The sequence below is a fragment of the Azotobacter bryophylli genome (genome assembly GCF_042643485.1).
GTDB lineage: Bacteria > Pseudomonadota > Gammaproteobacteria > Pseudomonadales > Pseudomonadaceae > Azotobacter > Azotobacter bryophylli.
On record NZ_JBHRSJ010000017.1, the window covers coordinates 73,620 to 95,845 of the forward strand.

The window sequence follows — 22,226 nt, forward strand, 5'->3', positions numbered from 1 at the left end:
CCCTGCCTTCAGGCCGTGCCCTGGAACAGGAGACCGCGCAGCTTGTCCAGGTTCTGGGCGAAGCGCAGCACCTCCTCGCTGGGGATCTGCAGGATCACCTTGCCACTATCCATGTCGACCACCTGGGTGACCACTCGCGAGTCCGGATCAGTCGGATCGCTCAGATGGAATTCGACACCGTAGTTCTTCAGCACTTCGTTGATGCGCTGCACCGGGGCAACCAGCTGATCGCGGGCGATCAGAGACGGCTGTGCGCTGTCGGACTGTGCGGCGGCACTACCGGCCACCGGCAACTGATCGAGGACCTTTTCCAGACGCTGGCGCGGCGTCAGATTGCTCAGCGACGGCGAAGAGGAGGCGCCACTGGCATCGAGCAGGGGGGAACTCATGTTTGTATCCTCCGTGAAAAAACGAGATGACCAAGGATCCTTATCGGCAGAGGGAATAGGAATCTTTAGCCGATCCCGTATCCAGCAGAAAATTCCCCATAAAAAACCGGCCTATGCCCTCCCTTGTTCGTGGCTTATGGCTCCGCGAGCAGATGGTAGACTTGCCCCGTAGCTAAGTTGGCGAGTCGCAGCATGAGAATCAGCGTATTTGGAAGCGGTTATGTGGGTTTGGTATCGGGCGCCTGTCTCGCCGACGTGGGACACGAGGTGCTCTGCATGGATGTCGATCCCGAGCGCATCGCCACGCTGCGCGCCGGGGAAGTACCTATCCACGAACCGGGCCTGGACGGACTGATCCGGCAGAATGCCGAGGCCGGCCGCCTGCGCTTCACCACCGATACCGAGGAAGCGGTGCAGTTCGGCAGCCTGCTGTTCATCGCCGTGGGCACGCCACCCGACGAAGACGGCAGCGCCGACCTGCAATACGTGCTGGCGGTGGCCGAGAGCATCGGCCGGTACATGCAGGACTACAAGGTGGTGATCGACAAGTCCACCGTGCCGGTGGGCACCGCCGACAAGGTCAGGGCCACCGTCCAGGCCGCCCTCGATGCCCGCGGCATCCCGCTCGATTTCGACGTCTGCTCCAACCCGGAATTCCTCAAGGAAGGCGCCGCCATCGAGGACTTCACCCGCGGCCCGCGCATCGTCGTGGGTACCGACTCGGAGCGGGTTCGCGAAGCCATGCGCGAGTGCTACGCGCCCTACAACCGCAACCACGACAAGCTGATGTTCATGAGCGTGCGCGCCGCCGAGCTGACCAAGTACGCGGCCAACGCCATGCTCGCCACCAAGATCAGCTTCATGAACGAAATGGCCAATCTGGCCGAACGCCTGGACGTGGACATCGAGGAAGTACGCCGCGGCATCGGCTCGGACCCGCGCATCGGCTACCACTTCATCTATCCGGGCTGCGGCTACGGCGGCTCCTGCTTCCCCAAGGACGTCCAGGCCCTGTGCCGCACCGCCCGCCAGGTCGATTACCCGGCCCAGCTGCTGGAGGCGGTCGAGGAGGTCAACAACCGGCAGAAGGGCACGCTGTTCGCCAAGCTGAACCAGGCCCTGGACGGGCAGCTGGCCGGCAAGACCATCGCCCTCTGGGGCCTGGCCTTCAAGCCCAATACCGACGACATGCGCGCCGCCCCCAGCCGCACCCTGATGGAGGCCCTCTGGGCGGCCGGCGCCAAGGTGCAGGCCTACGATCCGGAAGCGATGAAGGAATGCCGGAGAATCTACGGCGAACGCGACGATCTGATGCTGGCCGGAGATCGCATCCAGGCGGTGAGAGGCGCCGATGCCCTGGTGATCTGCACCGAATGGAAGGAATTCCGCACGGTGGATTTCGCCTGGCTCAAGCGGGAGCTCAACCTGCCGGTCGTGGTGGACGGCCGCAACCTCTACGAGCCCAAAGCGCTGCAGCAGGCGGGACTGCTGTATTACGGGGTGGGAAGGGGAGACTCGGCAAGCCGCTGTGTCCGCCCCGAAGCATAAGCCTGAAGTGCCGGGCATGACTCTCCAGGCACCGTCGCCAAGTGTCGTGCTGCCGCCTCCAGGCCGCTCCATGCAGGTTATCGCCTCACCGAGAGACATCCGAACTAGCGAAACGGAAAGCCAAAATGGCGCAATTCCCGACCCTTGCTCATCGGTTCCGGCTAGAGCGGCATATGATTACGCCCCGCTCGGACGCAGCAACGGACTCTCTCAATACTGAATGCTTCACTTGACTGTAATGTCGTCGTCAAGGCCGCCTATTAATGGAAATTTCATTCTTCACAAGTCATACGAACTCTGACCGCGTCATCGAGATCCTGCAGGATATCGACCATGCACTTGCCATCAACCAGCAGCGATTTTTCGAAGTTCGCGGTTGTTGCGATGCGCGTCAGGGCGGTAAGAACTCCATTGCCTTCTCCCCATCGCTGAATCCGGATGAGAGCGAAGAAAAGCTGCAGGACTGCATTGTCCTGACCGAAAGTCCCATGACCAGGCAGGACACGACCAACCTATATGTCACGGTCGATGATGCCCGCGCCGTATTCATCGCGCTGCTGGACAGACTGACCACCGAGCTCGGCCTGCAGCCCTATACATCCATCATGTCGGCGGACATATCGATTTCGCCCCTTGCCAGAATCCATCCTTCTGCCTGTCTGGAGGAGGGGGTCAAGATTAGTGACGGTGCGGTGATATCCGCTGGCTGCGTGATAAAGCGCGGCACTCAAATCGGATGTAATACCGTCATTCGAGAAAACAGCGTGATCGGCTGCGACGGAATAACGGTATACAAGAATAAGAATGGGGATCTGATGAAGTTCCCCCATGTCTGCGGCGTCGTCATCGGAGAGAACACCGAAATAGGCGCCGGCTGCGTCGTAGCGAGAGGAATATTGAGCTCGACCCGGATTGGCAGCAATGTCGTGATCGGCAATCTCAGTAACATCGGACATGGCGCGACCGTCGCCGACGATGTCTGGATGTCCGTCGGTACCCTGATAGGCGGACATACCCATATCGGGCGCAAGGCCACCATCGGCATGGGTTCCAGAATCCGTGACAATCAACTCGTCGGCGACCATGCCTCGATCGGTATGGGCAGCGTGGTGGTCAAGTCCGTCGATCCCGGGACCTCGGTATTCGGCAATCCGGCCAAACGCATGGCAACCCTGACAACCGGCCCCAAACGCTGAGGAAAGAAATGCAGGTCAAGACAGCCTTCCCATTCAAGGGTGGGAGAACCTACGTGCATGGCACCAGCATGTTCGATGAGATAGGGGAGCTTCTGAAGAGTCAGGGATGCGTCGGTGCCCGAATCGATATTGCCTTTCGCAAGATGATTCCGAACCCGAACTGCACGCTGGAAATCCGTCCGCCGCAGGCGGATGACAGCGTCGTCGCCACCATAAGCCGGCCGGAGGGAGACGATCTGGTGATCTGCCTGAATCCCGAGGCAGAGATGGCCGAGCCGGTAGGCATCGAGTACGACGAAGACCGGATCGGGGAATCTGCCGAGATCGATGGCTCCACGATCACCTCCATACGGCCTTCGGGTTACTCGGATGTGGAGATCATGGTCGCCCTGTGCAAGAAATTGCATCAGACGCACTTCGCTGCCGGAAAACGGTGGGTATTCAGTCGTTTCAAGGGAAGAATTCCGCTGGATCTCGGGGAAGACGTCCAATTGCGCATAGTCCGTGCGGTAGGAACCCGCCTGACGTGCAGCGAGGTCTATACGGCCGGCAGCAAAGTCGGCGAAATCTACTTTTCGTGAGAGTCCGGTCGGAACAATGAATCCCTTGAAATTCCATATCGGCATCCAAGAGATCGCCACCTACATTCCCCAGACCTGCATCGATAATCTCGAACAGGGCAAGCGCTTCGACGTCGAGGAAAGCTTCATTCTGGAGAAGATCGGTTGCCGCAGCCTCCCGCGCCTGTCCGAAGGGGAGAGCGTGACCAGCGCCTGCGCGAGCGCCTACCAGCGGCTACTGCAGAAGCTCCCGGTCGATAGTCAGGAAATCGAGTGCATCGTCGTCTGCACCCAGACCCCCGATCGGGGAGGCATTCCGCACACCTCGGCTCTCGTGCAGGCCGCCATCGGTGCCTCGGAAAACTGCGCCTGCTTCGATATCGGCCTGGGCTGCTCCGGCTACGTGTACAGCCTGCAAGTCGTCGCTTCCTTCATGCAAATGCATGGCATGAAAAAGGGGCTACTGTTCACCTGCGACCCCTACTCAAGGATTCTGGATGCCGACGACAAGAACACCTCCCTGCTGTTCGGGGATGCGGCGACCGTGACGCTGCTCAGCGACGCGCCCAGGTTCACCTCCGAATTCGTCAGATTCTCGACCCGAGGCAGTGCGGCCGATGCCCTGACCAAACAGGATGGGCTGATGCACATGAACGGCAGGGCGGTCTTCAACTTCGCCCTGACCGACGTCGTCAAACAGGTCTCGGAAGTCATCGAAACCTCCGGCGTGGCCAAGGAGAGCATCGACCTGTTCCTGCTGCATCAAGGCAGTCGCTTCATGATCGAGAACGTCATCAAGAAGATCGGCGGGATCCAGGACAGATCTCCCGTGAGTCTCGGGGAGACGGGGAATACCGTTTCCTCGTCGCTTCCGATCCTCCTTGAAAAGGTCATGGGCGATTCATCCATCAACCGGTTGCTCATGTCCGGCTTTGGCGTGGGGCTGTCCTGGGCTACCGCTATTTATTCGAGAAACGAGGAATCGGCTGCATGAGTCGTAAATTTGAGACGATCGTAAGTGAAGTGCTCGAGGCCAACGTGAATGGCCTCAAAATGTCGGAGGAAAAGATGCAGCAGACCCTGACCGATCTCGGGGTCGACTCGCTGGATGTGATGCTGGTGCTTATGGAGATTCAGGAAAAGACCGGGGTGATGATCCCCGAAGATCAGGCGGATATCCTGCAGACGCCAGCGCAGATTGCCGAGTTTCTGAAGGCCAATGATTGACCCCGAGGCGTGCCGGCTCATCGGCCGGCACGCCAGCCTGGTAGGACGGGTGCAACCCGCGCGGTCATCGGCAACTCCATCGGCAATGGCGGGTTTCACCCGCCCTACCGAACGCAGGAGCATGCATCATATTTTTATTGCACCGTAAACAGATAAGTCGCTGTCGCATTGAAACGGCTTTTAGCAGAATAGCCAAAATCAGCCAAGAACGAACTTAGCCTATAAAACTCTTCCTGTGTTCCTGCCTCTGCATAAATTATTGGCTTATGCTTTGCAAGAATACCTCTTGCACCAGACAGCGCCTCAACCTCCATTCCTTCGACATCAATCTTAATAATCGATACTTTTTCTTCCTCGGCATCGATTATCTCATCAAGAGGTACTATCTCAATAGCGCCCTCTTTTTTAGGTATAAGTTTAGTCATCCCAAGATTTGATGGGTCGACTTCACCCAAATCAGCCCAAGATCTTCTCTCACCTATCCCTACGTTAAAAACACTCACATACTCCATGTTGTTTATCATTACATTTTTCTTAAGAGCCTCAAAGACATCTCGTTGCGGCTCGAAAGAATATACTCCTCGCTGCTTGCAGAACATAGAGAAGAATACAGTATGATTTCCAACATTTGCCCCGATATCGACGATAACCCCATCCTCATTACTTCTTCTTCTTATATCTTCAAGCATATCAAGCTCATAAAACGACTGGCTTGATCGAATTATTTTTTGTATATGATCTGCTTCATTCGGCAGATAAAAACTCACCACCTTCCCCCTATAAGCAAAAGTGGTGCAACTTTGCTTTTCAGCAACATCCGCGTGAGCCAGAGATTCCCATGGGAGGCCATACTCCTCAATCATGGCTCGAATCTTCTTGTTATTACCTCCCTGGTAAATATTGCCATGCCAAAGCGTGGTCTCTTGGGAGTTGGGCCAAGTAGTCAAGTCCATAGCATATCCGGACAACTTGGCCCTGTTTCCCTTCAGTGCAAACATCCAATAAAGCCAGACGTCGTCAGCGTCAGGACAAGCCTTCATGAACTTTTCCGCCAACGTGACATCCGGATGGAATATCCCCGGGGGGAACAATGCACCTGCTCCTGTGGTAGGGAAGATTAGTCCATCTGGCTTTTGATCGGCTCGACACTCCCAATCCCATTTCGCATAGTCAACGGGAAGGCCCTCTTTATCCAGGACTATCTTGTGCGCACGATGCGCTACCACAGTCTCATAGCTTCCGTCCCATGCAGAAACAAGACGCTGGAGCCAATCCTCTCGGTAATAGATATCATCGTCGGCAGTTGCGATGAACCAGTCCGGGTGTGCCTTTAAAGTCGGAACAAACTTTTTATATGATCTGATATCGTCACAGAAAGATATCTCCAGCCCATATTCTTGCAGGTCCTTAACTTCTTGGGGCAGCAGATCCTTTTCCGCTTCGGCTATCCAGAGCACCAATTTGTCCGGCACTACTGACTGATTCAGCAGGCACCTCAGCGTCAGATGAAGAGTATCGAACCTGGACTTATACGAAGTCAGGGAAACGACAAGTCTTCCCGGCAACCCATGATTCGGCTTCCTTGAACTCAGCGTGCAGTTTTCAACACGCTCGATTATCGCCTGAATATTAGAACCGGAGTCCCTGTCCGAGAGGGAAACGTCGCGCGCTATATAGTCCATTGCCTTCAGGTAATTCTCCGCAGTGCTTTCGCCCACGTTCTGAATCACCTCAAAGGCGAGATCCTGAACTCCATAGACCGTATGCAGCACAAACGCCAGCTTCAGGCGCTGATTGGCCGTCAGCTCCGCTATCCGCTTTTCAGTCGGAACGAACAGCGCATCGGCGCAGGTCATCTGGGTCGCCTGGGACTTGATCAGATCGTCGCGCTTGGGCAAATGACTGTAGTGCTGCGCGTTGTTCAGGCAGTAGAAGCTGAAGCCGTGACGCGATAGCCAGTGGCTGATCAGGGTCAGTTCGGGCTGGTGCTCGTGGGTGGGTACGAAGTTGACCCGGGCCTGGACCAGCAGGGTATTGGCCAGGGCTTTTTCGCCGTTCTCGAGAACCTTCAGGCTGTCGTTCAGGTTGTCGAGCAGCAGCCAGTCGATGCTTTCGAGGCCTTCGATATCGTCGAGACGCAGGGTGGCTACCTGCTGTTCGCCGATGACCTGAGTGGCCTGCCGATTGCCCGGCAGCTGGCGCTCGGCCTGTAGCGGCTCGAGCGTGGCGCTCATGGCCGGGTCCTGGCACAGGTAGAGCGTCGCAGGCAGGCCGTCGCCCAGTACGACCTGGGGGTAGTGGTGCAGTTCGCCCCGTTGTTGCAGCCGCTGGATGTCGCTCAACCTGCCGGAAGGATCGAAGGCGAGGGTGGCGAAGATGTCGAGTTTCTGCAGCTCGGCGAATCGGGTATCGCCGACCAGCTGACCGCCATTGTCGAGCGCGATGATCTTGCCCTGAACGCCGAAGTCGAAACCGACCTTCTTGGCGATATCCACGGGGGGACGCTGCACCACCACAGGTTGCGTTTCATCCTCGAACCAGGCTTGCCCCTCCTTGTCGAGGGTGAGAGCTGCCGGCCGTTTGCCTTCGCGGTGGCGCTGCCAGATGGATCGCAGGGCAGTATGGAGATGCCGGGCGAAACGCTCGCCATCGCAGAGGGGTGAAGCCTCCACGACCCTGCGCAAGCAGGCGCGGATCACCGCCAGGTTCGGCAGGTCGCTGGCCAGTTCGATCACCCGCCGGCGATATTCCTCCCAGCTGTCGACCACGAGTTCCGGCATGCCGGCGTTGACCAGATGGGTGGCGGAATGGCGTCCGGCGAAGGTGGGGCCGGGGAGGGTCACCACCGGAACCCCCATCATCAGGGCTTCGCAGGTGGTCAGACCACCGGAGTAGGGCCAGGGATCGAGGGCGATATCGACCCGGTTATAGGTTTCGAGCAGCTCCTGGTGCCTGGAGGGTCCCTCCAGTATCAGGCGCTCGCTGGCGATGCCTTGCTCCTCCATGACGCTGCGGATACGCGCGCAGACCTCGGGGCTACTGTACTGGGCACCCTTGAGCAGCAGTCGGCTATCGGGCAGCTCGTGCATGAGCTTCGCCCACTCGACCAGCAGCACGTTGTTGACCTTGGCCGGATTGTTGAAGCAGCCCAGGGTGATATGGCGATTACCGATGGCCGGCAGGGCGGTGATGGCCGGCATGTAGGACGGCGGCAGGTAGCAGACGTAGTCGTCCGGCATGCGGATGATCTTTTCCACATACCAGGGATCGACTCCCGGCGGCGTTTCGATGCTGTCGGAGAGGAAGTAGTCGAAGGCCGAAATGCCCGTGGTGCTGATCTGCATGCCGACCCACTTCACGATCAGCGGAGCGGGTCGCATGCAGACGCTTCCCAGGCGGGTGCCATGGCCATGGCCGGCCAGATCGATGAGGATATCGATCCCGTCTTCGCGAATCTTGTCGGCGAGCTGCCGGTCGTCCAGATGATGCACGGAATGCCAGGCCGTACTGGCCTTCCGTATTCTTTCCGTGATCGGATCACTGGCCCTGCCGCCGCTGTAGATATAGAGCTCCAGGTCCTCCGGCAGATGCTCCAGAGCGGTGGTGATCATCTGACCGACCGGGTGGAATCTGAACCCGGAAGAGATGAGCCCTAACCGAAGCGGTTTATTAGCGGTCGTGTCGGCCGTTATCCGTTCGGGAGCTTGTGGCACCGGGGCGAAGCGCGACTCCCATTGTTTCGCGATATCCACGATCTGCTCGTGCGTGCACTTGGGGTCGTAGTGCATGCTGAGTACGAGGTTGGAGTAGGCGGTTACATAATTCGGCGCCAGCTCCAAGGCCTTCGAATAGTGCTGCTCGGCCAATTCGAACTCGGCCATGTCCTTGTAGTAATTGCCGCAGTTCGTATGCGTGCTCGCACTGTCCGGGGCAAGCCTCAGCAGCTCCTTGAGGCTGCGCAGGCCATCGTCGAATTTGAAATTGAGCGATTGAATCGAGACGCGATGGTGCAGTACCTGAGCCTTATCGAAGCCTAACCTCTCCGCTTTCTCCAGATGCCTCAAAGCACCTTCGGTATCTCCCGCCTCGTCGAGCTGTTGCGCCAGATTGAAGTGTCCCCGCGCATACTCGGGGTCCAGCTCGACACAACGCTGCTGCAGGGCAAGGGCCCGCTCGTGATCGCCCAGCGCATAGTGCGCCCGGGCCAGGGAATTGGCGATCAGGGCATCGTCCGGGGCCAGGGAATCGGCCCGCTCCAGGGCCTGCAGCGCCTGCTCGTACTCGCCCAGTTTCAAGCGGGAATTGCCCAGAACCTTCCAGAGAAAGGCATTCTGCGGATACTCGCCGACGAGTTGCTCGGCATATTCGGCAGCCTGGGCGGCATCCCGGTCGTACAGACTCAGAAGCCGATCTCGCTGCTGGCGCGGCATGCCGAAATCCTGCGCGCGGTCCGCGACAGGAAGAGGGGCTTTATCGGTTTGACGGCGCTTTTTCTGACTCATGCTCGACCTGCTGGCAAGGGGACGAATTGCCCGGGATATTTGCCGCAGGGTATCAAGGCATGAAGCGAAGGCGTGGGGCGAATACTAGCCGCTTTGCGATGCTATTCCGGCTTATTCGGGCGCGACGTGGCGGACCGTACAGATCGAGCCAAAACGAAAACGCCCCGAACGGGTCGGGGCGTTTTTGGGGGCTCCGCGGCAGGGCCTAGGCCGCTGCCGGGATGAGGCGGCTGGCCCTTACTGCAGCAGGGACAGAACGCTCTGCGGCAGATGGTTGGCCTGGGCGAGCACGGAAGTACCGGCTTGCTGCAGGATCTGCGCGCGGGTCATGTTGGCCACTTCGGTCGAGTAGTCCGCATCCTGGATCCGCGAACGGGCGGAGGACAGGTTGGTAGCGGTGGTGCTGATGTTGCTGATGGCGGACTCGAAACGGTTCTGTACCGCACCCAGGTTGCTGCGCTCGTTGTCGACGCTGCTGATCTTGGTATCCAAGGTCTTGAGCGCACCAGCGGAAAGCACGTCGAAGCCTTTTGCGTCGACGGTACGGGCAGTGCCGTGGACGCTAGTGAGGGTAGCTGCAGCCGTACCGGTGGCGCTGTAAGCGTTCCAGCCGGAAGCAGCGCCGACGGCGATATCGATGTTCTGGTTGTCTTCGGAGCCGACCTGGATGCTGAAGGTGCCGCTGGCGGACTGGCTGAACAGGCTGATACCGTTGAACGAGGACTGAGTGGTAACGCGGTTGATCTCTTCCAGACGCTGGTTGACTTCCTTCTGGATGGAGTCGATGTCCGAAGCGGAGTTGGTGCTGTTCTGAGCCTGTACGGTCAGTTCGCGGATGCGCTGCAGGTTGTCGTTGACCTGATTCAGCGTGCCCTCAGCGGTCTGGGACAGGGAGATACCGTCGTTGGCGTTGCGGGACGCCTGGTTCAGACCGGTGATGGTGCTGGTCATGCGGTTGGCGATGGCCTGACCGGCGGCGTCGTCCTTGGCGCTGTTGATGCGCAGACCGGAGGACAGGCGCTCCATGGAAGTCTGCAGGGCGCTCTGGGACTTGTTCAGGTTGTTCTGAGAGATCAGGGAAGTGATGTTCGTGTTGATAACAGCCATGCTGAATATCCTTTGTCTTGCTGAAGTGAATGCCAGTGGCGAGCTGCGCCTGGCGGCAACGGCGCCGTTGGCCGTTACCCCAGTTATCGGCGAGGGCGACCGGAGCTTTAGGGGCGAAAAGAAAATTTTTTGGCGAGTGGTACAGGATTTTGCGCGTTGTTTCACAGGCAGGCGGCCGGGCCATGGCCACGCGCGAGCAGATTCATCCGTGATCCGGGTACGCCGGGTTCCTTCATCGCGAAGGAATTCGCCCCGCTGGGGCAGCATCGACTTCAGTGTCCGGTGCGCCGGCCAGTAGCGCTGGAAAGGGGCATCATGCCTGCGGACTTCAGAAAACGTCCACACAGCCGATAAGGTCTGATTGAACGATTCTTTATTCTGGAGCCACGCATGAATCCCTCGACGCTTATCGGCATGCTCGCCAGTCTCGTGCTGCTGGCGGTGATGCTGGTCTTCACCGCCGAAGATCCGACGCTGTTCATCGATCTGCCGAGCGTGGGCATCGTGGTGGTGGGCACCTTCGCGGCCACCTTCATCAGTTATCCGCTGAGCGAGGTCGTGCGGGTGTTCAGCCTGATCGGCACGGTGATGCGCAACGAGCGGCTGTACTCCCAGGACGATATCGAAGAGCTGGTGAAGATCTCCAAGCTCTGGATAGCCGGCGACCTGAAGGCCGTGGAGCGCGAGCTGGCCGGGGTGCGCAATCCCTTCCTGCGCACCGGGGTGCAGCTGGTGATCGACATGACCCCGGAGGCGGACATCATCGAGCTGCTGCAGTGGCGGATTTCCCGGCTGCGCGCCAAGGAGCGCGCCGAGGCGCAGCTGTTCCGCGTCATGGCCAGCTACGCGCCGGCGTTCGGCATGCTCGGCACCCTGGTCGGCCTGGTCAACCTGATGTTCCTGCTCGGCGATGGCGACATGTCCGCCATCGGCCGGCAGATGGCGGTGGCACTGATGACCACCCTGTACGGCGTGCTCATGGCCAACCTGATCTTCAAGCCGGTGGCGGTGAAGCTGGAGCGACGCACCGAGCAGCGGGTGGTGGTGATGAACATGGTGCTGCAGGGCATCTCCATGATGTGCAACCGCCGCAGCCCTGGGGTGATGCGCGAAACCCTCAACTCCTTCATCGCCCAGTACCAGGACGAGATCCGCGACGGCGGCCGGCCGGACGCCGCCGAGCAGGCACAGACCGAGGAGGGGGCCGCGCGATGAGCGAGCCGACGGAGAGCTCCGCCGCGGCCGCGCCTGCCGCCTCGCCGCCGCCCACCTCGCTGAGCACGGCCAAGCAGGAGCTGCTGGCGCGCCAACGGGCCCTCGAACTCGAACTGAACCAGGCGCGCCAGTCCGCCCGCTTCGCCAAACGGCAGGCGGCGGAGAAGAGCGAAGAGGCCCCGGAAGAAGAGGAGGCCGAGGGCTGGCTGCTGACCTATCTGGACACCATGACCCTGATGCTGGTGCTGCTGGTGGTGATGCTGTCCTTCGCCGGCAAGGGCCGCCACGACCAGGCCGAATCGGCCGGCCGGGGTATCATGCCGGCCGGCGACGGCCTCCTGCCGGGCGGTGCCGGGCTGATCGACCGGCAGACCCAGGCCAAACCGGTGCCGCCCGAGGAAGCCCCGGCGAACCCCAATGCTCAGGACCCGCTGGCCGGCCTGCCGCTCGACAAGCTGGGCAAGGACATCGAGGTGGTGGTACAGAAGGGCACGGTGAGCTTTCGCATCAGCAGCGAGATCCTGTTCGATTCGGCGCGCTCCGACCTGAGCCTCGACGGCCTCAAGGTGCTGCAGCAGTTGATACCGGTGTTCAACAGCAGCCAGCACAACGTGGTGGTGGTCGGCCATACCGACTCGGTGCCGATCAGCAGCGCGCGCTTCCCTTCGAACTGGGAATTGTCCAGCGCCCGGGCCGGCAGCGTGGTGCGCTACCTGCAAGCCAACGGCGTGGATGGCCGGCGTCTGCGGGCGGTGGGCTACGCCGACACCCAGCCCCTGGCCGACAACGCCACGGCCGAAGGGCGGGCCAGGAACCGGCGCGTGGAGCTGGTCCTGGAGGCGCCGCGCTAAGCAAGGCGACGAGCCGACCACCTGGCCAGGTCGGCGGCGGCGGACGCTCGAACGTCGGGAGCGTGCAGCCGTGGAAGGATTCCTTCGCTGGTTTCCACTAGGGTCTACCCCGGGTACCGCCCCGTCGGTAAATGTCCCTGGATGCGAGCGATTGTGATGGCCATGGTAATGACAGACCGGAAAAGGAACGAGATGAGCAAGCTAGCCGAGCAGGTCCAGCAGGAATTGATGCAGGCCATCGACCGCGACCAGCTGATATTGCCGACACTGCCCGAAGTGGCGCTGGAGGTGCGCGAGGCGGCCAAGGACGCGGATATCAGCATCAGCGCCCTGGCCAAGGTGATCGGTAACGATGCCGCGCTGTCTGCCGGGATCATCCGCGTGGTGAACAGCCCGCTGATGCGCGTGCAGAAAGAGATCACCGACCTGCAGACGGCCATCAGCCGTCTCGGCATCAACTTCACCGCCACCCTGGCCACCGGCCTGGCCATGGAGCAGATGTTCCAGGCGACCTCGGTGGTGGTGAACCGCAAGATGCGCGAGATCTGGAAGAAGAGCACCGAGATCGCCGGCATCAGCTACATGCTCTGCCGCCACTTCACCCGCCTGGTGCCCGACCAGGCCAGCCTGGCCGGCCTGGTGCACCAGATCGGCGTCCTGCCGATCCTCACCTATGCGGAAAGCCACAGCGAACTGCTGGCCGACCCGCTCAGCCTGGGGCGGGTGATCGAGCAGACCCATCCGCGCATCGGCGCGAAGATCCTGCACAACTGGGACTTCCCGGAGCCCATCGCCATCGTGCCGGGACAGTGCCTGTACTTCGCCCGCAATTCGGACCGGGTCGATTACGTGGACATCGTCCAGGTGGCGACCCTGCTGAGCTACCTGGACAGCGACCACCCCTACACCAAACTCGACTGGAACAGCGTTCCCGCTTTCGCCAAGCTCGGGCTCGACCCGAACGTGGACATCCGCGCCGACGAGGACCTGTCCGCCTCGATGGTCGCGGCCATGTCCATGCTGCAGTGAGCGGCCATCCGGCAGGGGCATTCGCCCCTGCCTGTCCGTCCCGCCTCAGTACTTGCCGTAATAGCCCTCCTTCAGCGCATCGAACAGATTGGCGGCGGTGTTCACCTCGCCGTCGTACTCCACCCGCTCGTTGCCCTTGAGTTCCAGCACGCTGCCGTCCTCCAGCTCGAAGCGGTACCGGGTCTTCTCCAGATCCGCGTCCTTGACCAGCACGCCCTGGAAGGCGCTCGGGTTGAAGCGGAAGGTGGTGCAGCCCTTGAGGCCCTGGCGCCAGGCGTAGCGGTAGATGTCCTTGAACACCTCGAAGGGGTAGTCGGTGGGCACGTTGGCGGTCTTGGAGATGGAGGAGTCCACCCACTTCTGCGCCGCCGCCTGGATGTCGACGTGCTGGGTCGGGCTGACGTCGTCGGCGGTGACGAAGTAGTCCGGCAACTGCCGCGCCGGCTGGTCGCTGCCCGGTTCGGCCTGCGGGTTGACCAGGGCGCGGTAGGCCAGCAGCTCGTAGCTGAACACATCGATCTGCTCCTTGGCCTTGCGTCCGGGGCGGATCAGGTTGCGCGAGTAGCGGTGGGCGAAGCTCGGTTCGATGCCGTTGGAGGCGTTGTTGGCCAGGCTCAGGCTGATGGTGCCGGTGGGCGCGATGGAGCTGTGGTGGGTGAAGCGCGCGCCCTGTTCGGCCAGCGCGGCGACCAGCTCGGGAGCGAACTCGGCCAGCCGCTGCAGGTAGCGGGAATAGCGGGCGTGCAGGATGCGCCCGGGAACCCGGTCGCCGACCCGGTAGCCGTCGGCGGCCATTTCCGGGCGCTTGCGCAGCATCTCTGCGCTGACCTCGAACTCCTCCGCCAGCAGGGGCGCCGGGCCCTTTTCCCGCGACAGCTCCAGCGCCACCTCCCAGCCGACCAGAGCCATCTCGCGCGCCACCTCCTCGGTGAACACGCAGGCCTCGGCGCTGCCGTAGCGCAGCCGGAGCATGGTCAGCGCCGAACCGAGGCCGAGAAAGCCCATGCCGTGCCGGCGCTTGGCGAGGATCTCGCGGCGCTGCGCCTCCAGCGGCAGACCGTTGATCTCCACCACGTTGTCCAGCAGGCGGGTGAAGATCCGCACCACCTGGCGGAAGCGGTCCCAGTCGAAGCGGGCGCGGGGGTCGAACGGATGCTCGACGAACAGGGTCAGGTTGACCGAGCCGAGCAGGCAGGAGCCGTAGGGCGGCAGCGGCTGCTCGCCGCAGGGGTTGGTGGCGCGGATCGCCTCGCACCACCAGTTGTTGTTCAGCTGGTTGACCCGGTCGATGAGGATGAAGCCCGGCTCGGCGTAGTCGTAGGTGGAGACCATCAGCATGTCCCACAGGTGGCGGGCGCGGGCATGGCCGTAGACCTTGCAGGCGACCATGCCGTCGTCGCGCACCTGGTAGTCCTCGTGCACCGGCCACTCGCGCCAGAGCACCTGGTTCGGGTCGTCCAGGTCGTATTCGCCCACTTCCTTGGCGTGCACCGGGAACAGCAGCGGCCAGTCGGCGTCGGCCTCCACTGCCTGCATGAACTCGTCGGTGATCAGCAGGCTCAGGTTGAACTGGCGCAGGCGACCGTCCTCGCGCTTGGCGCGGATGAACTCGCGCACGTCCGGATGGGCCACGTCGAAGGTGCCCATTTGCGCGCCGCGCCGGCCGCCGGCGGAGCTGACGGTGAAGCACATGCGGTCGAAGATGTCCATGAACGACAGCGGCCCGCTGGTGTACGCGCCGGCCCCGGAGACGAAGGCGCCGCGCGGCCTCAGGGTGGAGAACTCGTAGCCGATGCCGCAGCCGGCCTTGAGCGTCAGCCCGGCTTCGTGGACTTTGCCGAGGATGTCGTCCATGGAGTCGTGGAGGGTCCCGGAAACCGTGCAGTTGATGGTCGAGGTCGCCGGCTTCCAGGCCTGGGCGCCGGCGTTGGAGATGATCCGCCCGGCCGGGATGGCGCCGTTGCGCAGCGCCCAGAGGAACTGCTGGTACCAGTGCTCGCGCCGCTCCTCGGCCTCGACCTCGGCCAGGGCGCGGGCGACCCGCTGCCAGGTGGCGTCGATGTCGGCGTCCACCGGCCGGCCGTCCTTGGCGGTCAGTCGGTACTTCTGCGCCCAGATGTCCTCGGAGGCGGCCTGCAGGGGAATGCCGCCGCTGCGCGGCGGAAGGGTTTCTCCGGTCTTGGCCATGACGCGCAGCCTCCTGCGGCGAAGGGGAACCGATCCCCTTTCACCTTAGCAGGCCGTGCGCTCCGCGCCGGGGGGGCGCCCTACAGCGCTTCCAGGCAGCCGGCCAGGTTGTCGGCCAGGTTCTCCAGCAGCCGCTCGTAGCCGCCGGCGTCCACCGGCACGTCGCTGCCCATGGCGTCCAGCACCGCCAGGCGCACCGGCAGACCGTCGCTCAGGGTCCCGGCCAGGCGCGGCTGCAGGGGCGGCTCGCTGAACACGCAGGCCGGGCCGGCGGCCTGCAGGCGCTGGCGCATCTCGGCCACGTGGCGGGCGCCGGGCTGCACCTCGGGGGAAACGCTGAACACCCCGGCGTGCTCCAGGCCGTAGGCGCTCTCGAAATAGTCGTAGGCCTCGTGGAAGACGAAGTAGGGCTTGTTCCCGACCTTGTCCAGACGCGCCTTCAGGCGCTGGTCGAGGGCCGCCAGGCGCTGCTCGAAGGCGCCCAGGTTGGCCCGGTAGCGCTCGGCGTGCTCCGGGTCGGCCGTGGCCAGATCGGCGGCCATGCGCGCCGCGATCACCTGGGCGTTGGCCGGCAGCAGCCAGAGGTGCGCATCGATCGTGCCCGGACGATGCTCGTGGTCGTGCTCGTCGTCGTGCCCCGCCTGGAAGTGCCGCAGCTGGAGGCCGGGCAGTTCCTGCACGACCACGCTCGGCCCGCCGCGACCGGCCAGCACCTTGGGCAGGAAGGTCTCCAGATCCGGCCCGATCCAGTAGAACAGGGTCGCCGCCTCGAGGCTGCGCAGGTCGGACGGGCGCAGGGCGTAGTGGTGTGGCGAAGCGCCGGGCGGCAGTAGCGCGGCGGGCTCGCCGACCCCGTCCTGGACCGCGGCGGCGATCAGCTGCAGGGGCTTCAGGCTGGTCAGCAGGCGCACGTCTGCCTGGGCCGGGAGGGTGAGACAGGCCAACAGCAAAGCGACGAACGAGCGGAACATGGACGAGCTACCACGGGATGGAAAGTGTAATAGAATAACGTCCCTTTTCCCGGACGTCGCCCATGACCACGCCGCCTTTGGCCTGCGCGCCCCACGATCACAGCCACTGCGTCAGCCACGCGCTGGCCGAAGCCGACGCGCTCTGCAGCCGCCACGGCGTACGCCTGACCAGCCTGCGCCGGCGGGTGCTGGAGCTGGTCTGGCAGAGCCACAAGCCGCTCGGCGCCTACGACATCCTCGCCGTGCTGAGCGAGCAGGACGGCCGCCGCGCGGCGCCGCCGACGGTCTACCGGGCGCTGGACTTCCTCCTGGAGAACGGCCTGGTGCACCGCATCGCCTCGCTCAACGCCTTCGTCGGCTGCGACCACCCGGAGCACGCCCACCAGGGCCAGTTCTTCATCTGCCGGCATTGCCGCGCCGCCATCGAGCTGGAGCAGCCGGCGATCAGCGAGAGCATTCTGGCCAGCGCCGCCAACCTGGGCTTCAAGGTCGAGGGGCAGACCGTGGAAGTGGTCGGCCTCTGCGCCAGCTGCCGGGAAGCGCAATGAGCGACAGCCTGATCAGCCTGGAAGGCGTGCGCGTCCGCTTCGACGGCAAGGACATGCTGCAGGACGTGAACCTGGCCGTGCGGCAGGGCGAGATCGTCACCCTGATCGGCCCCAACGGCGCCGGCAAGACCACCCTGGTGCGGGTCGTGCTCGGCCTGCTCAAGCCGGACGCCGGGCGCGTCCGGCGCCAGCCGCAACTGCGCATCGGCTACATGCCGCAGAAACTGCACGTGGACGCCACCCTGCCGCTGACCGTGCTGCGCTTCCTGCGCCTGGTACCCTGCGTCGACCGCGCCCGCGCCGAGACCGCGCTGGCCGAGGTCGGCGCGCCGCAGGTGATCGACAGCCCCTTGCAGCGCATCTCCGGCGGCGAACTGCAGCGCGTGCTGCTGGCCCGTGCCCTGCTGCGCCAGCCGCAGCTCCTGGTGCTCGACGAGCCGGTGCAGGGCGTCGACATCGCCGGCCAGGCCGAGCTGTACCGGCTGATCGGCCAGCTGCGCGATCGCTACGGCTGCGGCGTGCTGATGGTTTCCCACGACCTGCACCTGGTGATGAGCGCCACCGACCAGGTGGTCTGCCTCAACCACCACGTCTGCTGCTCCGGCCACCCGGAACAGGTCAGCGGCGACCCGGCCTTCCTCGAACTGTTCGGCCAGGGCGCCCGCAGCCTGGCCCTCTACCAGCACCATCACGACCACGCCCACGACCTGCACGGCAGCGTCGTGCGCAAACCCCACGTACACGGCCCCGACTGCAACCATGGCTGATTTTCTGCTCAACGCCCTGCTCGCCGGCCTCGCCCTGGCGCTGGTCGCCGGTCCGCTCGGCTCCTTCGTGGTCTGGCGGCGGATGGCCTATTTCGGCGACACCCTGGCCCACGCCGCGCTGCTCGGCGTGGCCCTCGGCCTGCTGCTGGAGGTCAGCCTGACCCTGACCGTGGTGGTCGGCTGCGTGCTGCTCGCGGTGCTCCTGGTGTTCCTCCAGCAGCGCCAGCCGCTGGCCTCGGATACCCTGCTGGGCATCCTCGCGCCGAGCACCCTGTCCCTCGGCCTGGTCACCCTGAGCTTCATGAAGAACGTGCGCGTCGACCTGATGGGCTACCTGTTCGGCGACCTGCTGGCGGTCGGGTCAAACGACCTGGCCTGGATTCTCGGCGGCAGCGCCCTGGTGCTGGCGCTGCTGGTACTGCTCTGGCGGCCGCTCCTGGCGATCACCGTGCACGAGGAGCTGGCCCAGGTGGAGGGCCTGCCGGTGGCGGGCATCCGTCTGGCGCTGATGCTGCTGATCGCCGTGGTGATCGCGGTGGCGATGAAGATCGTCGGCGTGCTGCTGATCACCTCGCTGCTGATCATCCCCGCCGCGGCCGCCCAGCGCCACGCGCGCACCCCGGAGGAGATGGCCGTCGGCGCCAGCCTGCTCGGCGTGGTCGCGGTCTGCGCCGGGCTGTCGCTGTCCTGGATCGAGGACACCCCGGCCGGGCCGTCCATCGTCGTCGCCGCGGCGACGCTGTTCCTCGTCAGCCTGGCCCTGCCGCGGCGCCTGGGGCGCTGAACGATCCCGCGCGAACGGGGTCTCAGGATGGTTGTGCCGCCGCCCACGCCTGCGACGGCCCGCACCATCCCCTTTCCTGCCCGCGCGGCGGGCGGTATAGAGTTATAACCATACCCTGTCAGAGTAGATTCCCCATGTTCGCGACTTCCCTCCGTCGTCTGTCGCCGCTGTTGCTGCTGCTGTCGCTCGCTGCCTGCCATCACACCGAGCACAGGGCCGCCCTGGCACCGACCGAGCGGTTGCTGGAGAAGCAGCTGGCCGACGGCGACCTGCCGGCCGCCACCGATTCCTTCCGCCGTCTGCAGCAAGGCCCGGTGCAGCCGGCGCCGAACCTGGAAGGCTACCAGCGCCGCCTCGCCGAGGCCTGGCTGCAGCGGGGCCAGAAGGCCCTGGAGCGCGGCGACATGAAGGCCGCCGCCACCGCCCTGGGCAACGCCCGCGCGCTGATGCCGCAGGCGCCGGCCCTGACCGACGGCCTCGACGGCCGCCTGAAGAACGACGAGCCCGCCGCCGAGACGCCCTGAGCCTCGGGCCGGCACGGCTTCGGTTGGCGGGCGGACGGCCGCGAAGCGACCGCTGCTCGGAGGCCTGCCGGCCGGCCCGATGGCCGGCTCCCGCCGCCGCGATCCCGATACTGCCCAGCCTCGGAACCCCGGCCGACGGCAGCCGGCTCACCCCGACGACCGCACAGGCCACCAGCTAGTGACCGAATGACGGCGCATTGGTTGCACCCGATCCATGCGGTCCGCCTATCGGTCCCGCTGCCATGGTCTATCGCGACAGGCCCCGCCCGGCGCAGCGGCAGCCGCCCCGAGCGGGTAGAATGCGCCTCTAGAAGTCTCGTCCCAGAGCGCTCCCACAAGGTTATCCCGTGATCGAATTCGACGACGTCCACAAGGCGTACCGGGTCGGCGGCCGCGACGTTGCCGCCCTGCAGCCGACCCGGCTGACCATCGCGGCCGGACGGATCTTCGGCCTGATCGGCCACTCCGGCGCCGGCAAGAGCACCCTGCTGCGCCTGATCAACCGGCTCGAGGAGCCCAGCGGCGGGCGCGTCCTGGTCGAGGGCGTCGACGTCGCCACCCTCGACGACGAGGACCTGCGGCGCCTGCGCCAGCGCATCGGGATGATCTTCCAGCACTTCAACTTGCTGGCCTCCAAGACCGTGGCCGACAACGTCGCCCTGCCGCTGAAGCTGGCCGGCGAGCTGCCGCGCCGCGAGATCGACGCCCGCGTCGCCCGCCTGCTGGCGCGCGTGGGCCTCGCCGAGCACGCCAGCAAGTACCCGGCACAGCTCTCCGGCGGGCAGAAGCAGCGGGTCGGCATCGCCCGCGCGCTGGCCACGGAGCCGAGCATCCTGCTCTGCGACGAGGCCACCAGCGCCCTTGACCCGCAGACCACCGCCTCCGTGCTGCAGTTGCTGGCCGAGCTCAACCGCGAGCTGAACCTGACCATCGTGCTGATCACCCACGAGATGGAGGTGATCCGCCGGGTCTGCGACCGGGTGGCGGTGCTGGACGCCGGGGCGATCGTCGAGGAGGGGCCGGTCGCCGAGGTGTTCCTGCATCCCCGGCACCCGACCACCCGGCGCCTGGTCAACGAGGCCGAGCACCTGGACGAACGCGAGCAGGTCGACGACTTCGCCCACGTGCCGGGGCGCATCCTGCGCCTGACCGTGCAGGGCGAGGCGACCTACGCGCCGCTGCTCGGCCGCCTGGCGCGGGAGACCGGCGTGGACTACAGCATCCTCGCCGGACGCATCGACCGCATCCGCGACCAGCCCTACGGCCAGTTGACCCTGGCCCTCTCCGGCGGCGACCTGGACCAGGCGCTGAGCCGCCTGCAAGCCGCCGAAGTACAGGTGGAGGTACTGCGCTGATGGAAGCCCTGTTCGCCAACCTGGACTGGTACGAGATCGGCATCGCCGGCCTCGACACCCTCTTGATGCTCGGCGGCTCGCTGCTGTTCACCGTGCTGCTGGGCCTGCCGCTAGGCGTGCTGCTGTTCCTCTGCGGGCCGCACCAACTGCTCGCCAACCGGCCGCTGTACGGTCTGCTGTCGCTGCTGGTGAACCTGCTGCGCTCGCTGCCGTTCATCATCCTGCTGATCGTGATGATTCCCGTCACCCTGCTGCTCGCCGGCACCTCGCTGGGCGTCGCCGGAGCCATTCCGCCGCTGGTGGCGGGCGCCACGCCGTTCTTCGCCCGCCTGGTGGAAACCGCCCTGCGCGAGGTGGACCGCGGCATCATCGAGGCTACCCAGGCGATGGGCGCGACCACCCGGCAGATCGTCTGGAATGCGCTGCTGCCGGAGGCGCGGCCGGGGATCATCGCCGCCGTCACCGTCACCGCCATCACCCTGGTGTCCTACACCGCCATGGCCGGGGTGGTCGGCGCCGGCGGCCTCGGCGATCTGGCGATCCGATTCGGCTACCAGCGCTTCCAGACCGACGTGATGGTGGTCACCGTGGTCCTGCTGCTGGCGCTGGTGCAGGTCCTGCAGAGCCTCGGCGACCGCCTGGTCGTGCATTTTTCCCGCAAGTAACCCCGCCTTCCGGAGCGTCCGACCCCATGAAGAAACTGCTGCTCGCCCTGGCCGCCGTCGCGGCCTTCTCCGCCCAGGCCGCGGAGACCCTGACGGTCGCCGCCACCGCCGTGCCGCACGCCCAGATCCTCGACTTCGTCCGGCCGAAGCTGGCCGAGAAGGGCATCGAGCTGAGGGTCAAGATCTTCAACGACTACGTGCAGCCCAACGTCCAGGTCGCCGAGAAGCGCCTGGACGCCAACTTCTTCCAGCACCAGCCGTACCTGGACGAGTTCAACCGCAGCCGGGGCACCGATCTGGTCAGGGTGGTCGCCGTGCACATCGAGCCGTTCGGCGCCTACTCGCGCAAGTACCGGACCCTCGAGGCGCTGCCCGACCGCGCCGAGGTGGTCATCCCCAACGACGCCACCAACGCCGGACGCGCCCTGCTGCTCTTGGCCAAGGGCGGGCTGATCAGCCTGCGGGACGGCGCCGGCGTCACCGCCTCGCTGCGCGACGTCGCCGCCAATCCGAAGAAGCTGCGCATCCGCGAGCTGGAAGCGGCGACCCTGCCGCGGGTGCTGGACCAGATCGACCTGGCGCTGATCAACACCAACTACGCCCTGGAAGCCGGCCTCGACCCGCGCCGCGACCCGCTGATCATCGAGGACAACGAGTCGCCCTACGTCAACATCCTGGTCTCCCGCCCGGACAACCAGTACGCCCCGGCCATGCGCCGGCTGGCCGAGGAGCTGAACGGCCCCGAGGTGCGGCGCTTCATCGAGGAGAAGTACCAGGGCAGCCTGGTGCCGGCGTTCTGAG

The 22,226-nt window shown here is 64.1% G+C and carries 20 protein-coding genes; 15 read left to right on the forward strand and 5 right to left on the reverse strand.

Features of this window, described 5'->3' with window-relative positions; genetic code table 11:
- Positions 1-8 precede the first annotated feature (8 nt).
- Entirely contained in the window at positions 9-389 is a 381-nt protein-coding gene (locus ACFOJE_RS10150; RefSeq protein ID WP_377814215.1) for a flagellar protein FlaG, read from the reverse strand.
- A 192-nt stretch (positions 390-581) separates the two neighbouring features.
- Between ACFOJE_RS10150 and ACFOJE_RS10155 the strand changes: the two genes are divergently transcribed.
- From ACFOJE_RS10155 to ACFOJE_RS10175, 5 genes are all read left to right on the forward strand, one after another.
- Positions 582-1,937, forward strand: coding sequence for a UDP-glucose dehydrogenase family protein (locus ACFOJE_RS10155; protein ID WP_377814216.1), 1,356 nt, complete (start codon positions 582-584; stop codon positions 1,935-1,937).
- Positions 1,938-2,200: 263 nt separating this feature from the next.
- Positions 2,201-3,133 carry a hypothetical protein gene (locus tag ACFOJE_RS10160; RefSeq protein WP_377814217.1) on the forward strand — a complete coding sequence of 311 codons (933 nt, stop codon included), beginning with the start codon at positions 2,201-2,203 and terminating at the stop codon, positions 3,131-3,133.
- Positions 3,134-3,141: 8 nt separating this feature from the next.
- The gene (locus tag ACFOJE_RS10165) at positions 3,142-3,714 is read left to right on the forward strand and encodes a hypothetical protein (protein WP_377814218.1); all 573 of its coding nucleotides are present in this window, start codon (positions 3,142-3,144) and stop codon (positions 3,712-3,714) included.
- 16 nt (positions 3,715-3,730) lie between these two features.
- Entirely contained in the window at positions 3,731-4,687 is a 957-nt protein-coding gene (locus tag ACFOJE_RS10170; RefSeq protein ID WP_377814219.1) for a ketoacyl-ACP synthase III, read from the forward strand.
- A complete protein-coding gene (locus tag ACFOJE_RS10175; RefSeq protein WP_377814220.1) occupies positions 4,684-4,920 on the forward strand; it encodes an acyl carrier protein in 237 nt (78 codons plus the stop codon). Before ACFOJE_RS10170 ends, ACFOJE_RS10175 begins: the two co-directional genes overlap by 4 nt.
- A gap of 134 nt (positions 4,921-5,054) precedes the next feature.
- Here ACFOJE_RS10175 and ACFOJE_RS10180 read toward each other — a convergent pair whose 3' ends face one another.
- Together ACFOJE_RS10180 and ACFOJE_RS10185 are read right to left on the reverse strand one after the other, a co-directional pair.
- Complete coding sequence (locus ACFOJE_RS10180; RefSeq protein ID WP_377814221.1) at positions 5,055-9,422, reverse strand: FkbM family methyltransferase; 4,368 nt, start codon at positions 9,420-9,422, stop codon at positions 5,055-5,057.
- A gap of 237 nt (positions 9,423-9,659) precedes the next feature.
- Positions 9,660-10,529 (reverse strand): flagellin N-terminal helical domain-containing protein, encoded by an 870-nt coding sequence (locus ACFOJE_RS10185; protein ID WP_377814222.1) that lies wholly within the window; start codon positions 10,527-10,529, stop codon positions 9,660-9,662.
- Between the two features lie 390 nt (positions 10,530-10,919).
- On the opposite strand from ACFOJE_RS10185, the gene ACFOJE_RS10190 reads away from it, so the two are divergent.
- The 3 genes from ACFOJE_RS10190 to ACFOJE_RS10200 all read left to right on the forward strand — a co-directional run bounded on the left by ACFOJE_RS10190 (position 10,920) and on the right by ACFOJE_RS10200 (position 13,624).
- Positions 10,920-11,744: a motility protein A gene (locus tag ACFOJE_RS10190; RefSeq protein ID WP_377814223.1), complete on the forward strand. Its 825-nt coding sequence runs from the start codon at positions 10,920-10,922 to the stop codon at positions 11,742-11,744.
- Positions 11,741-12,595, forward strand: coding sequence for an OmpA/MotB family protein (locus tag ACFOJE_RS10195; protein WP_377814224.1), 855 nt, complete (start codon positions 11,741-11,743; stop codon positions 12,593-12,595). The genes ACFOJE_RS10190 and ACFOJE_RS10195 overlap by 4 nt, the downstream gene beginning before the upstream one ends.
- 192 nt (positions 12,596-12,787) lie before the next feature.
- Positions 12,788-13,624 (forward strand): HDOD domain-containing protein, encoded by an 837-nt coding sequence (locus ACFOJE_RS10200; protein WP_377814225.1) that lies wholly within the window; start codon positions 12,788-12,790, stop codon positions 13,622-13,624.
- A gap of 45 nt (positions 13,625-13,669) precedes the next feature.
- Here ACFOJE_RS10200 and ACFOJE_RS10205 read toward each other — a convergent pair whose 3' ends face one another.
- Entirely contained in the window at positions 13,670-15,811 is a 2,142-nt protein-coding gene (locus ACFOJE_RS10205; RefSeq protein ID WP_377814226.1) for an adenosylcobalamin-dependent ribonucleoside-diphosphate reductase, read from the reverse strand.
- Between the two features lie 80 nt (positions 15,812-15,891).
- Positions 15,892-16,782 carry a zinc ABC transporter substrate-binding protein gene (locus ACFOJE_RS10210; protein ID WP_377814227.1) on the reverse strand — a complete coding sequence of 297 codons (891 nt, stop codon included), beginning with the start codon at positions 16,780-16,782 and terminating at the stop codon, positions 15,892-15,894.
- A 62-nt stretch (positions 16,783-16,844) separates the two neighbouring features.
- Here ACFOJE_RS10210 and zur point away from each other — a divergent pair, with 62 nt between their 5' ends.
- The 7 genes from zur (at position 16,845) to ACFOJE_RS10245 (ending at position 22,225) form a co-directional block, all read left to right on the forward strand.
- A complete protein-coding gene (zur, locus tag ACFOJE_RS10215) occupies positions 16,845-17,330 on the forward strand; it encodes a zinc uptake transcriptional repressor Zur (RefSeq protein ID WP_377814228.1) in 486 nt (161 codons plus the stop codon).
- Complete coding sequence (znuC, locus tag ACFOJE_RS10220) at positions 17,327-18,097, forward strand: zinc ABC transporter ATP-binding protein ZnuC (protein WP_377814229.1); 771 nt, start codon at positions 17,327-17,329, stop codon at positions 18,095-18,097. Before zur ends, znuC begins: the two co-directional genes overlap by 4 nt.
- The gene (gene znuB, locus ACFOJE_RS10225; protein ID WP_377814230.1) at positions 18,090-18,881 is read left to right on the forward strand and encodes a zinc ABC transporter permease subunit ZnuB; all 792 of its coding nucleotides are present in this window, start codon (positions 18,090-18,092) and stop codon (positions 18,879-18,881) included. Before znuC ends, znuB begins: the two co-directional genes overlap by 8 nt.
- 134 nt (positions 18,882-19,015) lie before the next feature.
- Complete coding sequence (locus tag ACFOJE_RS10230) at positions 19,016-19,405, forward strand: hypothetical protein (protein WP_377814231.1); 390 nt, start codon at positions 19,016-19,018, stop codon at positions 19,403-19,405.
- A gap of 347 nt (positions 19,406-19,752) precedes the next feature.
- A complete protein-coding gene (locus ACFOJE_RS10235) occupies positions 19,753-20,760 on the forward strand; it encodes a methionine ABC transporter ATP-binding protein (RefSeq protein ID WP_377814232.1) in 1,008 nt (335 codons plus the stop codon).
- On the forward strand, positions 20,760-21,425 hold the full coding sequence (locus ACFOJE_RS10240) for a methionine ABC transporter permease (RefSeq protein WP_377814233.1): 666 nt from the start codon (positions 20,760-20,762) through the stop codon (positions 21,423-21,425). Before ACFOJE_RS10235 ends, ACFOJE_RS10240 begins: the two co-directional genes overlap by 1 nt.
- A gap of 26 nt (positions 21,426-21,451) precedes the next feature.
- Positions 21,452-22,225 (forward strand): MetQ/NlpA family ABC transporter substrate-binding protein, encoded by a 774-nt coding sequence (locus tag ACFOJE_RS10245; RefSeq protein WP_377814234.1) that lies wholly within the window; start codon positions 21,452-21,454, stop codon positions 22,223-22,225.
- The last annotated feature ends 1 nt before the right edge of the window (position 22,226 follow it).

What these genes read in the sequence shown, in the direction of transcription:
- ACFOJE_RS10150 (WP_377814215.1), bottom strand. Translation starts at nt 389, where the DNA reads ATGAGTTCCCCCCTGCTCGATGCCAGTGGCGCCTCCTCTTCGCCGTCG.
- ACFOJE_RS10155 (WP_377814216.1), top strand. Translation starts at nt 582, where the DNA reads ATGAGAATCAGCGTATTTGGAAGCGGTTATGTGGGTTTGGTATCGGGC.
- ACFOJE_RS10160 (WP_377814217.1), top strand. Translation starts at nt 2,201, where the DNA reads ATGGAAATTTCATTCTTCACAAGTCATACGAACTCTGACCGCGTCATC.
- ACFOJE_RS10165 (WP_377814218.1), top strand. Translation starts at nt 3,142, where the DNA reads ATGCAGGTCAAGACAGCCTTCCCATTCAAGGGTGGGAGAACCTACGTG.
- ACFOJE_RS10170 (WP_377814219.1), top strand. Translation starts at nt 3,731, where the DNA reads ATGAATCCCTTGAAATTCCATATCGGCATCCAAGAGATCGCCACCTAC.
- ACFOJE_RS10175 (WP_377814220.1), top strand. Translation starts at nt 4,684, where the DNA reads ATGAGTCGTAAATTTGAGACGATCGTAAGTGAAGTGCTCGAGGCCAAC.
- ACFOJE_RS10180 (WP_377814221.1), bottom strand. Translation starts at nt 9,422, where the DNA reads ATGAGTCAGAAAAAGCGCCGTCAAACCGATAAAGCCCCTCTTCCTGTC.
- ACFOJE_RS10185 (WP_377814222.1), bottom strand. Translation starts at nt 10,529, where the DNA reads ATGGCTGTTATCAACACGAACATCACTTCCCTGATCTCTCAGAACAAC.
- ACFOJE_RS10190 (WP_377814223.1), top strand. Translation starts at nt 10,920, where the DNA reads ATGAATCCCTCGACGCTTATCGGCATGCTCGCCAGTCTCGTGCTGCTG.
- ACFOJE_RS10195 (WP_377814224.1), top strand. Translation starts at nt 11,741, where the DNA reads ATGAGCGAGCCGACGGAGAGCTCCGCCGCGGCCGCGCCTGCCGCCTCG.
- ACFOJE_RS10200 (WP_377814225.1), top strand. Translation starts at nt 12,788, where the DNA reads ATGAGCAAGCTAGCCGAGCAGGTCCAGCAGGAATTGATGCAGGCCATC.
- ACFOJE_RS10205 (WP_377814226.1), bottom strand. Translation starts at nt 15,811, where the DNA reads ATGGCCAAGACCGGAGAAACCCTTCCGCCGCGCAGCGGCGGCATTCCC.
- ACFOJE_RS10210 (WP_377814227.1), bottom strand. Translation starts at nt 16,782, where the DNA reads ATGTTCCGCTCGTTCGTCGCTTTGCTGTTGGCCTGTCTCACCCTCCCG.
- zur (WP_377814228.1), top strand. Translation starts at nt 16,845, where the DNA reads ATGACCACGCCGCCTTTGGCCTGCGCGCCCCACGATCACAGCCACTGC.
- znuC (WP_377814229.1), top strand. Translation starts at nt 17,327, where the DNA reads ATGAGCGACAGCCTGATCAGCCTGGAAGGCGTGCGCGTCCGCTTCGAC.
- znuB (WP_377814230.1), top strand. Translation starts at nt 18,090, where the DNA reads ATGGCTGATTTTCTGCTCAACGCCCTGCTCGCCGGCCTCGCCCTGGCG.
- ACFOJE_RS10230 (WP_377814231.1), top strand. Translation starts at nt 19,016, where the DNA reads ATGTTCGCGACTTCCCTCCGTCGTCTGTCGCCGCTGTTGCTGCTGCTG.
- ACFOJE_RS10240 (WP_377814233.1), top strand. Translation starts at nt 20,760, where the DNA reads ATGGAAGCCCTGTTCGCCAACCTGGACTGGTACGAGATCGGCATCGCC.
- ACFOJE_RS10245 (WP_377814234.1), top strand. Translation starts at nt 21,452, where the DNA reads ATGAAGAAACTGCTGCTCGCCCTGGCCGCCGTCGCGGCCTTCTCCGCC.